Here is a 13,593-nt window from a genome sequence, read left to right on the forward strand (position 1 = left end):
ATGTTAAGGTTGTCAGAGTAAATTTACGAAAATTAATAGATTGCTTAAATATTCTTAGCGCAGGGTATCGTGTAGTTAATTTCTCAAAGGCAGCCCCAACTTAGTGCTGTTTCTGCTACATTTTTAGATACTGACCTCTTGCGCTACATCAGAGACGAGTCCTTTAAAAAGGCAGTGCTCACAAAAGCTAAACGCCCAATTCAACATACAACAGTATTGTTAGGGCAGGAGGTTTTAAAAAATGGTTTCAAATATCTCATCTTTACTTATTGTTGAAGATAACCCTGCAGATATGACCCTTTATCTTAGATTATTAGAAGATGTTGATCATGGATTTGATCACATCGAATGTGTCTCTACACTTAAAGGAGCAATGGACTGCCTTGAAGACAATGATGGTGATACCTGCTGTTTATTAGATTTTAATTTGCCCGATGGCAGTGCTTTAAACCTGCTAGAGTCCCTTTATTCGAACAAGCCACTGGCAAACTGTCCGGTCATTGTTATTACCGGTCAAGAAGATACCAAAAATGCAGTAAGGCTCTTAAAACTGGGCGTTCAAGACTATATTGTTAAAGATGAATTGACTAGCAATACGCTCATCAGGACAATAAAAACCGCTATTCAAAATTGGAAACTAAGCAAACAATTAGAACAAATGGCGCTCTATGATTCACTCACCGGTCTTACTAATCGAGGCTTGTTCATGGAAAAGCTAGAACAGTGCTTTAATGAGTCCTCACGATATGGGCACCGTTTTGCTTTGGTATTATTAGACTTAGATAAGTTTAAGTCGATAAACGATACCTATGGTCATGAAGCCGGTGACTTTGTGCTTGAAACAATTGGCCTAAAATTACAAAAGTTCTCACGTAAATCTGATATATGCGGTCGTTTAGGCGGTGATGAATTTGCCATGATTTTACCCGAGACCGATGATAAGTCCTCTCATTTTGTAGTACAAAAACTCTTAAAAGTGCTCAATTTTGACATTGTTTGGCACAACTCCGTTATTCCAATAGCCTCTTCAATTGGTGCAAGTTCTTTCCCTAGCGCAGCCGATAGCTATAAAAAACTGATGCGAGAAGCTGATATCGCCCTTTATCAGGCAAAAAATAGAGGCCGAGCACAATATATTTTTTATAGTGAAGACGAATCCAAATGTGAAGACGAACGCGGGAAGCTGAGAGATGCGCTACCTAATGCCATCAAACACAGTAAACTCCAAGTCGCCTTTCAGACGATTGTCGATTGCGAACAAAATGTGTTCGCGGTAGAAGCACTCTTGCGCTGGAATCATCTTGGTAACTGGATCAACCCCGTCGAAACCGTAAACCTTGTGATTGAATCAGGCTACGATCTCGAATTTCACGAATGGTTATTTGACCAAACATTCTCTAAATTAAAGTCTTTTCAAATTGAGCATCCTAATCTTAAAGTATGCATAAACTTGCCCGCCAATGTGTGTCATAACCCTAGGTTTGCTCAACTGATTACGCGCCTTGCTACAAAACATGATATTGCACCTAGTGACGTTATTTTAGAAGTCACTGAAACGCATTTAATGGTTTATCCTGACAAGGCCAAAACCTGTTTAGAAGACTTAGCAAACGTTGGCTTTAGTGTTGCGATAGACGATTTTGGGACGGGCTATAGCTCGATGGAGTACATTGCAGACTTACCTTGTTCAATGCTCAAAATTGATAAAAAGTTCTTTATAGAAATGCATAAAAACGAACGTTATTTTAAGATTATAGAAGCGATATGTACTCTGGCACATGGTCTAGGCATGAAGGTCATTGCTGAGGGTATAGAAACTGAAGCACTTAAACAAACCGCAAACGAATTAGGGTGCGACTATTTGCAAGGTTTTCATATTGCTTACCCAAGCTTTGCAGATGGCGACTGGCATACTTTTTTAACAGCGTGTAAAACAAAATAAAAGGCGTTGCCCGAACCAAGCATTGGTCACGCAATAAGTGTTACTTAAGCATTTCTGAAATGGCTTTAAAATGCTTACACTCTTTGCCTTTTGTCCACTCAAACAATAGCATTTCGGTGCTGACGTACTCAGCACCGGCTTTTGTGAGGCGAGCCTGAGCTAATAAAGCATCTTGCTCGGTTCTAGAGGTGACGGCATCGGCAACAACAATCACGCGATAGTCTTGTTCAAGAGCATCAATAACGCTTTGCAATACGCATACATGGGCTTCACAACCAATCACAATTAGGTTGTTATGGCCCTGCTGGCTAAGCTCTTTCAGCGCTTCACTAAGCGGCTCTGCGCCAAAACATGAGAAACTGGTTTTCTCATACACTGCCACATTAATGAAAGGCTTTATGGCGTCTACACTGTTACCTAGACCTTTAGGGTATTGCTCGGCAACCGTGATTGGAACACCAAATAAAGTCGCAGCCTTAAGCACATGCACACTATTGTGAAGCATGGCATCGACTTCAAATAAATGCGGCGCTAAACGCTGTTGAATATCCACCACAAGTACCTGAGATTGCTCAGCATCAATACGTAGGCTCATATTATCTCCTTACCTTCCATTTGGTGTTACTTTTAGATATAGGTATAGCGATAATCCTGCGTAATTGCAAATATACTCATTCCCTGTAGCCAAGCTTCTCTATTCTTTGCTTTGCCCTCCCGCCCGTCATCCTTGCCCAACCCCTCCGCTCGTCAGCCTTGCCCTCCCGCCCGTCATCCTTGCGAAGGCAAGGACCCCCCAAAATCACACGCAAAACTGTTAACTTTTATCGGGTTTACTATGCTTTTTAGGAGATCTTCGCCTACGCGAAGATGACGATTGCTATGCTTTTTAGGAGATCTTCGCCTGCGCGAAGATGACGATTGCTATGCTTTGAAGATGACGATTGCTATGCTTTTGAAGATGACGATTGGCGTGGAACGCTTAAAAGGCTAGCAACATGTCTACGCAGCAATGGCAATAGTAAAAAGTAGGAAGTAACAACAGTGAAAATAATGCGCCGTGGTGGTAATTGCGATAGACTCTAGCCCAACATGTAAAAGCTGGTTTGGCTAACAAGGATTATGCAATGAGTGCGTCAGTTATGTTAACCGGCTTTACGCTGGGTGTTTCTTTGATTCTCGCGATTGGTGCGCAAAATGCCTTTATTTTAAAGCAAGGTTTAAAACAGCAACACGTGTTTGTGGTGTGTTTAATTTGTGCGCTTAGTGATGCGATTCTTATATCCGCAGGCGTGGCTGGCTTTGGTGCTATCGTTAAGCAGTTCCCGCTGATTGAACAAGTCGCGCGATACGCCGGAGCGGCGTTTTTGTTGGTGTATGCCTTACTTAGTTTCAAATCCGCATTTACCAGCGAACACAACATGCAAGCACAAGGCAAAGAGGTCGGCAGTGCGCTCACCGCCGCGCTTACTTGCTTAGCCTTTACATGGCTAAATCCACATGTTTATTTAGATACTGTGGTACTCCTTGGGTCAATTTCAACCCAATATGAAGGGCAACAGCTATCCTTTGCAACAGGCGCTGTGCTGGGGTCGTTTGTGTTTTTCTTTGCCCTTGGCTATGGTGCCAAACTACTTATTCCTGTTTTTAAAAACCCCAACGCTTGGAAGGTATTAGAGTTTATTATTGGCGCAGTGATGTTGGCCTTAGCCATAAGCCTAATCGCCTAATAATAATCAATCCTTGGGGTCTTCATCGCATGCCCTAGGGCGACTTTGTAAAAATCGTAGGTCGCTTCCTGTTGGGCCTTCGTGCACCTGCAGCTTAAACTCATGCAGTACCGCTAACACATGGTCAAAAATATCAGATTGAATATTTTCGTATTCATTCCAATTCGTGGTGTTGGTAAAGGCATAAATCTCTATTGGTAAACCCAAATTGGTTGATTGCAGTTGGCGCACTAACAAGGTCATGTCTTTATGAATGCTAGGGTGGTTTTTAAGGTAAGAAACTAAATACTGCCTGAAAGTACCTACGTTGGTCAGCCTGCGACCATTTAGCAAAATCGACATATCGGTTTTTGACGTCGTGTTAGTTTCTTTAATTTGCGCTAGTTTCTCTTCTAAATAAGGCGCCAGTAAGTCTGCTTTGTGCAGGCGTGTTAGGCTTGCCTCATCTAAAAACCCAATGCTGCTCATTTGTAAGTAAACACTACGCTTTATACGTCGTCCACCGGCTTCGGTCATACCTCGCCAGTTTTTGAATGAATCAGAAATAAGCGCATAAGTGGGAATAGTGGTAATCGTTTTATCCCAATTACGCACTTTTACGGTGGTTAAGGCAATATCAATAACATCACCATCGGCACCGTATTTCGGCATTTCAAGCCAGTCACCCACCGACAACATGTCATTTGCAGAAAGCTGTATACCCGCAACTAAACCCAAAATAGGATCTTTAAAAACCAACAACAACACTGCTGAAATCGCGCCTAAGCCGCTTAACAATAATAGTGGTGACTTATCCATTAACAACGACACCAGCAAAATGCCGGTAAGCACACTGGCAATCAGTTTAATGGTTTGTAATAAGCCTTTAAGGGGAAATTGTGAACGCCGGTTGCGCATGTCGGTAATGGTTTGAAAGATATCCAGCAAGGTAAAAATCGTCAACAAAGCAAATAAAATGATGCTTTGCTCAGCCATTACATCAACTATACGGAAGGTAAAGGTGCCCTCCTCAAACCAAACGCCCGCTTGTAAGCGCACCACTGCGGCCTGAATAATATAAGAAATTCGGCGCAGTAACTTATGTGATAGGGTCGAAAGTTGGGTGCGGGTCTGATGCTTATTTTCATAGCTGGCAACCATTCGATTGCTCACCAAGCGCAAAAGGATGTGCAAAAGCACCGCCACAAAAATTATCCAGCCGATAATCATGGCATTAAAGTAAAAGCTCGCCTCGCCCGGAACATACAATTCTAACCACGCCATAGCGTTTTCTTTAAATTGTGCTCTAAAGTCTTCCATTTTACATCCTTTACGCTTGTTTATATGGCTAGTGCGCGCGGTGCGTACAAGCGCTAGTTACTAGCCAGTATCAGCACTATTCTTTTGGCGGCTTACCTAACCATTCTACCTTATACAAATCACGTCTTCTGTCTAAGTAGTTGCGCACCGAGCCTTCATTTTGTAATTTCACTAATTTGGTATAGTCCAAATCAACGATTAAGGTCATTTCGGTATTAGGAGTGGTTTCAGACACAATAGCGTCATGCGGGAAAGCAAAATCTGAAGGCGAAAACACCGCCGTTTGTCCATATTGAATATCAACGTTGTCAACCTTAGGCAAGTTGCCTACGCTGCCCGCAATGGCTACGTAACACTCGTTCTCAATCGCCCGCGCTTGCGCACAGCGCCTTACGCGTAAGTAACCATTTTTGGTGTCGGTCCAAAAGGGAACAAACAAAACCTGCATGTCTTGCTCAGACAACAGTCTAGCCAATTCTGGAAACTCAACGTCATAACAAATGAGTACGCCAATTTTACCAAAGTCAGTATCAAATACCTGAAGATCGTTACCCCCTTCATTATCCAAGCAGATTTTTCGTGTGGCGTTAAATGCAATTTGTACTGGGATTCGATTGAACCATCACGGTGGCACAAGTAGCTCACATTATACAATTCGTCATCTTCAACTACCGGTAAGGAGCCTGCAATAACGTTAATATTATACTGCACCGCCAAGCGCGAAATGGCGGTAATAATTTCGTCTGAATACCCCGCTAAATGCCATATCGCGTCTATAGAACTATCGCCTGGGCTTAGGCCCATTAAGGGCGCATTAAAAAACTCAGGGAATAAGGCCACGTCACACTTATAGTCTGACAGCGCATCAACAAAATATTCAACTTGTTGCAATAACTCTTCAACATTATTGAAATAACGCATTTGCCACTGCACACACCCAATACGTGCTTCATCTTTTCTTGAGTTAATCAACGACGGTTTTTCTGCATCAAAATACATGTTGTGCCATTGCAATAGGGTCGCGTAACCCCGCGAAGCTTTGTCTTCAGGCAAGTAGGCTTTCATAATTTGCTTTACTTCAAAGCCATTAGAAATTTGAAAGGTTAAGGTGGGGTCAAAAATATCTTTTGATTTCACCTGTTCAATATACTCATAAGGGGTAAATTGATCCGCATATTTTGAATAGTTAGGAATGCGGCCACCGGCCATTATTGACTGCAAGTTAAGGTTGCGACAAAGCTCTTTGCGCGCCTCATACAAGCGCCTTCCTAAGCGTAAGCCACGGTATTCTTTCGATACAAACACATCAACGCCATACAACACATCACCTTTAGGATCGTGAGTTGTTAAATAGGCATCACCAATAATTTGGTCGTAGGTATGTTTGTCACCAAATTTGTCGTAGTCAACAATCACTGAAAACGCCGCAGCCACGACTTTTCCTTTGTCTTCAATACAGATCTGACCATCAGGAAACATTTTTAATTGAGCTTTATATTCATTTGGTTTCCACGCACCGCCCACGTTTTTATAGACCGAATCCATTAGCTCTTTAATGTCGTCATAGTCATCAAGCCTTAAATGGCGAAGCTCAAGCAAATGCTCGGTGTCTTCTGTATTGAAATTGCTATGCGTAGTGTCAGTTGGCTTGTTGTTTGGCATATTTTTCCTGTTGAATAAATAAAGATATCGCGCTTACGTTCTATGCGCACTGTGTACCTTAAATCGTACTACAATGAAATAAAAATATTGGATTTGCACAATAAATTTATGCAAGTTTGTTTGTGCTCGTATAGTAATGCTTACGGTATCGCGCACACGTTCGTATGTATACTATTTTTCGCGCGGCTAAGATTATGTTGGAAAGGACGTATAAGCCTAGATTATTTTTTCTAAATCAAAACCAAACTGACTGGCCAATACCGGTTTGATGACTTTAAGCTCCTTCAATTGGGACTTGTGACTGTTTTTACATTGCTGCAAATCAATAAGGTATGGTGATACAAAATGATTCCCTTGCGAATTATAAAAAACTTTCACTTCTGGGGAATTTGGGGCGTTCATATGCGTTTTTGTAACCAAACCAATTAATTTATTCGATAAAGCAACCAAACTGCCTACCGGATAAATACCCATGCAACGAATAAACCTTAGGGCTAATTTTTGATCATAGCCATTTTCAGGACTACTCAATATACGCATCGCCGCGGCTGGCGACAAAGGCATTTGATGAGGCCGCATAGTGGTTAACGCATCATAGCAGTCTACAATCGCCAATAATCGACTGAATTTATGTATTTTGGTATCTGTATAACCACTCGGGTAGCCGGTACCGTCAAGTCGTTCATGGTGTTGCTCAATCGCCAACAAGTATTCACTTTCTAACTTTAAGGGGGCGATAATGTCTAAAGTATGTTGCACATGAGATTCAAGTTCGCTGCGCTCACTTGGGCTTAAGGCTGCTGTATTCTGGCAAATAGAATCTGGTAACTTGAGCATGCCAACATCTAACAAATACCCTACTAGTGCGAGTTTCTCGCATTCCTCTTTTGAATACGATAAATGCTGCGCAAAATAATACATAAGCGTGGCTACATGAATCGCGTGATTAGCAATATACTCGCTCGAATGCATTACCATCGACATGCAAAGCAGCGCATCTGGATTATCAAGTAATGCGTTTTGCAGATCAGCAATCAGCGCTTTGCTTTGGGTAAAATCGACGCTCTTACCATTATTTATCGCGGACTTAAATTTGCCATAAATAACCTTACTTTGTTTAAGTAGCTCAGCTGCGTTTATAAAGGCCAAATTGCTATCTAATAGATGCGAGTCATTATTAAGTTCAAGCTCGTTTGCATCAAGGGAAAGACTCGAAACCTTAGCTTTACGTTGAGCACGTTTATCTTTGCTGAGCGTGGCGCTCTGGTTTAAGTATTCCACCACAACCGACTTCACGCCATTGGCGGCTAATTGGTCAATAATACGTAAGTGGCGCACCTCGCCCTTATTTTTAACACCAAGCTTACCAACTTGATCGGCAACCGCATGCACAAACATGCCTATCTGTAAATCGTATACAGACACAGTATGAAGAGGCTGTGAAAGCGCTGCGTTTCGAACAATAGTATTGGCTGTCATAAGTTTACATTGATTAAAGTCTAGGTATTTATCGGCCAGTATCGCTAAACACTAAAGTACATAGCCTGCTTTAAAAAACTGCAAAAATAACGGATAGAATTCGGACGATTGGGCGCCTTTTTTAAAACCGACGCATTAGGCCATTTTTTGATAACCTGGCTGCTGTTCGATTCTTGCTAACCAAGCATTGATCGCCGTATACGGGCTTAAATCAATTCCACCTTCGTGAGCAACATGTGTATAGGCATATAAGCTAATATCGGCTACCGTTATTGTGTCACCTACTAAATAATCACTTTTTTCTAACTGTAGCTCCATTACATTAAGGGCTTTGTGCGACCCCGCTTGTTTGGCGATATACTCTTGCTTGCGTGCTTCTGGTAAGCCTAAGTATTTATTGATAAAACGTGCAACGGCCACGTAGGGTTCGTGACTATATTGTTCGAAGAACTGCCATTGTTGTATTTTGGCAAGAGTGTAGGCATCGTCGCTTAATAGAGCGCTATTTGCCGCTAAAAAGTTGATAATCGCATTTGATTCGCTAATCGTGTTGCCATTGCCTAGCAATAACAATGGAATTTTGCCATTTGGATTGAGCTTTAGAAAATCTTCGCTTTGGCACTCATTGGCCAAAATATCGACTTCTATCCATTTATAATCTATCTGTAATAACGCACATATCAACTGCAACTTGTAACAATTGCCTGATTTTTTATCACCGTAAATCGTAAATTCTGAATGTTGATCTTTGTCGCTTGCCAATTGTTCACCTAGCCCGTTATGTTTAATCTTAGTTCAAACAAAAACGCCCTTCCAAAAGAAAGGGCGAATACAAATGCCGGTTTAGAAAGTGCGCTGCTTATGTCCTCTTAAATTGGAGTGTTAAACAGAACTTTGATACAAACCAAACAAATTGTTAAGTTTCAAATAGGCTTAGCCTTTTTTCAACCATGCTGAACACCAGCCTTCAGACGCTACCACTTTGCCTGGGAACAGTGCACATGGACGCCATTCTTTGCCGTCTTCACCTTGAACATACATGCAGTTAGCGCAATTTGAGCCTTCAACAGGAGATTTATGCACATACTTTAGCGCCGCTGCAGTTGGATCTTCGGGCGATACTTTCTCTTGTGCATTTGCACGCAACGCAACACCACCAAGGGTTAAGCCAATAAGGCTTGAGCCGGTTAATTTTAGAAAATCGCGACGATTTACTGATTTCATACTTTGTTTCCTTTTACAAAACGCTAATGATAATAATTCTCTTTTACCTAAGCCCCAAAACAACTAAGGCCCGCGAACAGTCGCAGGCCTTGTGGGTGTATGCTTTATACTGTGGTGGAAAAGCTTTGGATTGTAAAGCCGTTTAATTAGTTTTATTGATCCATGTTAAGAAATCTGAACACCCTTCCGCCATCTCAGCCCTCCCCCTCGTCATCTCAGCCCTCCCACTCGTCATCTCAGCGCAGGCTGAGATCCCCCAAAACATCCTCTATCTATAGGATCAAAGCAGAAGTACCAAGCAGATTCCTGCCTCCGCAGGAGCGACGATTTGCCTAGCATTTACCTGCCTCCGCAGGAACGACGGTCTGCTGAGCGTTTCCCCGCGCCCTGAACAGCCCAAAACGCCAATTAAAAGCCACCATCACCTTGGTCATCGTCAGAATCATCTGGTATTTTCAGCAACAACCAAACAATGAGGCCAACACCTGCTAACGAAATACCACATATAATCAATAGCTGGTCAAGATTTGGGATCATTTTTATCACGCCATATAGAGCTTAGAGCTTGGTTGGGTTTTGCATAACTGTAGCGGTCTATGCGCTTAGTTGTGTGGTAGCTATCTAAACACGAAACGGCGACAGATTGCGCTTTTTCTATATCTACGTAACCGTCTTCAAATAAAATATCTTGGCCAAGCTCAACCTCAACTATCTTACCAATAACAAGTTCGGTTTGATTTGCCGGAATCAAGGAAATTTGTTCAAGCCGAAGTGCGATGCGTATTTTCGACTCGGCAACAAAAGGCGCTTTCACCGTTGAGGCCATTTGCGGCAACAAGCCTACCGCTTCAAATTCGCTTTGCTCAGCCGGATACCTTGCGCTGCACTGATGAGCCTTGTCAGCAAAACTCGAATGCACATGATTAAGAGTAAATACGCCGGTATCTTTTATATTCTGCAAAGTATCGCGAATCACAGTGTGCGGTCGCATGAGCATTCCCATCAAAGGCGGATTTGCGCCCACGTGAAAAACAGAACTGACCAAAGCTAAATTATTTACCCCATCACTACTTTGTGTTCCTACCAAATTCGCACTTTTAAACCCCGAAAGAGAGTTAATAAAATTTACCCGCGTGCGTTCGGGTAATTGCAATATTGCCTCCTCACTAAATAGCTTTGTTGTCATTATTCATCATCTCGTTTGGCTATAATCTCGAGCCCAAAACCGTTGTCGAGAATATAAATTTCGATGGGTGCACAGCATATCTGGCAATCCACAATTTGTTGCTGGCCAATATCGTTCACTTCGTCTATTTCGATGTCGTTTATTGTCATGCAATAAGGGCATTCAAAACGCTCTGCACGAGATAAGCTCATAATCTTTTTCCTCCAATATACGTCCGCCCGTCACATTTGCGATTCATTCGTCACATTTGCGATTCATTCGTCACATTTGCAATTCACTCGTCACATTTGCAATTCACTCGTCACATTTGCGATTCACTCGTCACAATTGCGCAGGCAATTGTCTCCCAACACATCCGTTAGTTTTCATGCCCCACAGCTTAGCTTGATGAAACTCCTGTCTGCACAAGAAATACGATTCGATTAAACAAACAGTATTATGCGAAGGCAAGAATGACAAGGCCTTCAATTGATGATGACATACGTAAAAAACACGAATCTGGATTTTTCGCCAGCACTTTGTTAATCAAAACTGACACTACATTTTGAATGTGCAGCCAAACAAACATCAAAAATTATTAACAGGCCTACTTTATTACTGTATATTAACACAGTAATAAATCTAACTAGTTTTAACTTTATGGCCTTTCGCGACTTACCCACATTTTACTACCATACACATTTTTCAGAATTTCTCGATTTTGTTAAAGGGCCTAGCGCGCATCTGTTAAGTCCAAAGGATACCCAATTCTTATCTCGCTACGAGCAGTTGAGCCACCTGCATCAGTGTTTGGTCGTGCGCTTAATCAATCGCAAATACGCTGTGGTTAAACGCAGTAGCTTAACATTCGCTGAAATCCCGCTTGTTGAAGACATGTTAGATGATCTTGCTAAAGCCAGCTTTGTTCGTAATGTTCAAGCTAAGGATGTACCCGCATTTTTAATACAACTCACCAAACCCGAATTAGCTTCTTTGTTTGAAGAAATAGCCAGCAATGAAACGCCCAAACTACTAAAAAGCGCAAACAAAGCATCCTTTATTGAAAGCTGCCAAGCCCTTTGCCCACAAAAAATCGTTAACAGCAGTGTTGCCGAAAACTATGTTGTTCGCACTTGCGACCCGCACATAGACTATTTTCTTTTCTTGTACTTTGGCCATAGCCAAGGCAAGTTAAACCAATTCTCGATGCGTGATTTGGGCATTATGCGTACCCGCGAAGAACAAGCTCAAATGCAGTCTCGTTTTGACGACTACCAAAGCGCATATAGCTGTTTTGCTCTTAGCCAAGCTTATACTCATGTTAAAAAGCATCATTTTGAAAGCGCAAACAGTATAGATGCCTTTATTGAAGATTTGCCTAAGCCCTACGGCCCGCAAGCACTCGGTATTTATGAAAAGTTGTTATACCTAGTAGCTAAGCAAATGCTCGCCTTTGAACCAGAAAAAGCGCTACACATTGCGCATGATTTGCAAGAACCCCTCGCGCAAGAATTTTGGTGTCGTCAAGCCTACAAACTGGGTTTTAAAGAAGAGGTGCAGGTGCGTTTAAACAGCATAATAGACGACCCAACTACCGATAAACTTTTGCAGTTTGCCGAAGACTTTTTGGCCCGAAAATATCATCAAAAACGTACCAGCATACTTACCGATATGCTACGTGAAAATAATCGTCATTTGCTACTTGATGAGACCTACAAAGGCAGTGTTGAACAAGGCGTAATCGCCTATTATCAAGCGCGGGGCATAGAGGCTTGGCGGACTGAAAACAACTTGTGGAAGAACCTATTCGGTTTATGTTTTTGGCACGAATTATTTGAACTCGAAGGGCTTGGTTTAGCCACACCTTTTGATTACTTGCCTGCCTGCCTTAAACACCATAATTTTGCTGAGGTGGCCGGCCAGCAAATTAATGCTCGCTTAGATGGGCTTCATTCTGCTAAAGACTTGTACCTACTAGTAACCAAAAACCTTACTCAGCATTATGGAAAAAGCCAAGGCATTATTCATTGGCATAAAAATATCCTCGATAAACTAAAAATACTTATTCAGCACACTCCTGTGCAAAGCCTAAAGAATCAATTGCTGGTCATGTGCTCACATTGGCAGCTTTATAACGACGGCTATCCCGACATTATGGTGCTTGAGAATAGTAAGTTGCGCTTTGAGGAAATAAAGGGCCAAGGCGATACCCTGCGCCGCAACCAACTAATGCAATTACAGAGCTTACGCAACTTTGGTATTGATGTTGGGATCACCACCGTGGATTACACTATTGACCCTATGCAAGCGTATGCGGTAGTTGATATTGAAACCACCGGCGGGCGCGCCGGTACCCATAAAATCACTGAAATTGGTATTGTGAAAATGGTCAACGGTGAAGTGATTGATCAATGGCAAAGTCTATTAAATCCACAGCGTAAAATACCGCCAATGATTACTTCACTCACCGGCATCACTAACGACATGGTAGCCGATGCTCCGCTGTTTGCAGACATAGCCGATGAGCTTGAAAGCTTCACCGAAAACTGCATTTTTGTGGCCCATAATGTTAATTTTGATTATGGTTTTATAAGAGAAGAATACGCGCGATTACAGCGCCCTTACAAGCGCCCTAAACTGTGTACCGTTCAACAAATGCGAAAGCATTTTAAAGGCTTACCAAGTTATTCTTTGGCGAACTTAACATCCCATTTTAATATCGGTATGGACCGGCACCATCGCGCCTTGTCTGATGCAATAGCCGCCAGTGAGTTATTAAAGTTAGTGAATGAAGCCCGAGCAAATTCATCCGTCATTGCCGCCACCTGACGCGTAAGCAGCGCCACCTTCCGCGTCATTGTCGCCATTTGCCCCGTCATTATCGCCATTTGCCCCGTCATTATCGCGGAGGCGATAATCTCCTAATACATCATCCTTTGCAAAACACTGCACCGTTATTTTATAGCGAAGTTGTTTGAGGCGATAATCTCCTAATACATCATCCTTTGCAAAACACTGCACCGTTATTTTATAGCGAGGTTGTTTGAGGGGATTACTGCCTTCGAGTAATGACGGGGGCCGCAGTAATGACGGGG

The 13,593-nt window shown here is 42.4% G+C and carries 12 protein-coding genes and 1 pseudogene; 3 read left to right on the plus strand and 10 right to left on the minus strand.

Features of this window, described 5'->3' with window-relative positions:
• The first annotated feature begins 241 nt into the window (after positions 1 to 241).
• A complete protein-coding gene (locus AC0L6H_RS02690) occupies positions 242 to 1,942 on the plus strand; it encodes a two-component system response regulator (protein WP_473392414.1) in 1,701 nt (566 codons plus the stop codon).
• A gap of 40 nt (positions 1,943 to 1,982) precedes the next feature.
• On the opposite strand, the gene AC0L6H_RS02695 is transcribed toward AC0L6H_RS02690, so the two are convergent.
• Positions 1,983 to 2,537 carry an isochorismatase family protein gene (locus AC0L6H_RS02695; RefSeq protein ID WP_473392416.1) on the minus strand — a complete coding sequence of 185 codons (555 nt, stop codon included), beginning with the start codon at positions 2,535 to 2,537 and terminating at the stop codon, positions 1,983 to 1,985.
• Between the two features lie 529 nt (positions 2,538 to 3,066).
• Here AC0L6H_RS02695 and AC0L6H_RS02700 point away from each other — a divergent pair.
• A complete protein-coding gene (locus AC0L6H_RS02700) occupies positions 3,067 to 3,669 on the plus strand; it encodes a LysE/ArgO family amino acid transporter (protein WP_473392417.1) in 603 nt (200 codons plus the stop codon).
• A 6-nt stretch (positions 3,670 to 3,675) separates the two neighbouring features.
• Here AC0L6H_RS02700 and AC0L6H_RS02705 read toward each other — a convergent pair whose 3' ends face one another.
• The 8 genes and pseudogenes from AC0L6H_RS02705 to AC0L6H_RS02740 form a co-directional block, all read right to left on the minus strand.
• Positions 3,676 to 4,968, minus strand: coding sequence for a mechanosensitive ion channel family protein (locus AC0L6H_RS02705; RefSeq protein ID WP_473392419.1), 1,293 nt, complete (start codon positions 4,966 to 4,968; stop codon positions 3,676 to 3,678).
• 76 nt (positions 4,969 to 5,044) lie between these two features.
• Positions 5,045 to 6,630: pseudogene (locus AC0L6H_RS02710) on the minus strand (GNAT family N-acetyltransferase).
• 216 nt (positions 6,631 to 6,846) lie between these two features.
• On the minus strand, positions 6,847 to 8,109 hold the full coding sequence (locus AC0L6H_RS02715) for an HD-GYP domain-containing protein (protein WP_473392420.1): 1,263 nt from the start codon (positions 8,107 to 8,109) through the stop codon (positions 6,847 to 6,849).
• A gap of 135 nt (positions 8,110 to 8,244) precedes the next feature.
• Positions 8,245 to 8,871 (minus strand): glutathione S-transferase family protein, encoded by a 627-nt coding sequence (locus AC0L6H_RS02720; RefSeq protein ID WP_473392421.1) that lies wholly within the window; start codon positions 8,869 to 8,871, stop codon positions 8,245 to 8,247.
• Between the two features lie 171 nt (positions 8,872 to 9,042).
• Positions 9,043 to 9,333: a high-potential iron-sulfur protein gene (locus AC0L6H_RS02725; protein ID WP_473392423.1), complete on the minus strand. Its 291-nt coding sequence runs from the start codon at positions 9,331 to 9,333 to the stop codon at positions 9,043 to 9,045.
• Positions 9,334 to 9,741: 408 nt separating this feature from the next.
• Complete coding sequence (locus AC0L6H_RS02730) at positions 9,742 to 9,870, minus strand: hypothetical protein (protein WP_473392425.1); 129 nt, start codon at positions 9,868 to 9,870, stop codon at positions 9,742 to 9,744.
• Complete coding sequence (locus AC0L6H_RS02735) at positions 9,854 to 10,519, minus strand: flavin reductase family protein (protein WP_473392426.1); 666 nt, start codon at positions 10,517 to 10,519, stop codon at positions 9,854 to 9,856. The genes AC0L6H_RS02730 and AC0L6H_RS02735 overlap by 17 nt, the downstream gene beginning before the upstream one ends.
• Positions 10,519 to 10,710: a zinc ribbon domain-containing protein gene (locus AC0L6H_RS02740; protein WP_473392427.1), complete on the minus strand. Its 192-nt coding sequence runs from the start codon at positions 10,708 to 10,710 to the stop codon at positions 10,519 to 10,521. Before AC0L6H_RS02740 ends, AC0L6H_RS02735 begins: the two co-directional genes overlap by 1 nt.
• 448 nt (positions 10,711 to 11,158) lie before the next feature.
• Here AC0L6H_RS02740 and AC0L6H_RS02745 point away from each other — a divergent pair, with 448 nt between their 5' ends.
• Complete coding sequence (locus AC0L6H_RS02745) at positions 11,159 to 13,327, plus strand: exonuclease domain-containing protein (protein ID WP_473392428.1); 2,169 nt, start codon at positions 11,159 to 11,161, stop codon at positions 13,325 to 13,327.
• Here AC0L6H_RS02745 and AC0L6H_RS02750 read toward each other — a convergent pair.
• Entirely contained in the window at positions 13,304 to 13,519 is a 216-nt protein-coding gene (locus AC0L6H_RS02750) for a hypothetical protein (RefSeq protein WP_473392430.1), read from the minus strand. The genes AC0L6H_RS02745 and AC0L6H_RS02750 overlap by 24 nt on opposite strands.
• Positions 13,520 to 13,593: the final 74 nt, after the last annotated feature.

The organism is Glaciecola sp. G7-5 (assembly GCF_055808975.1).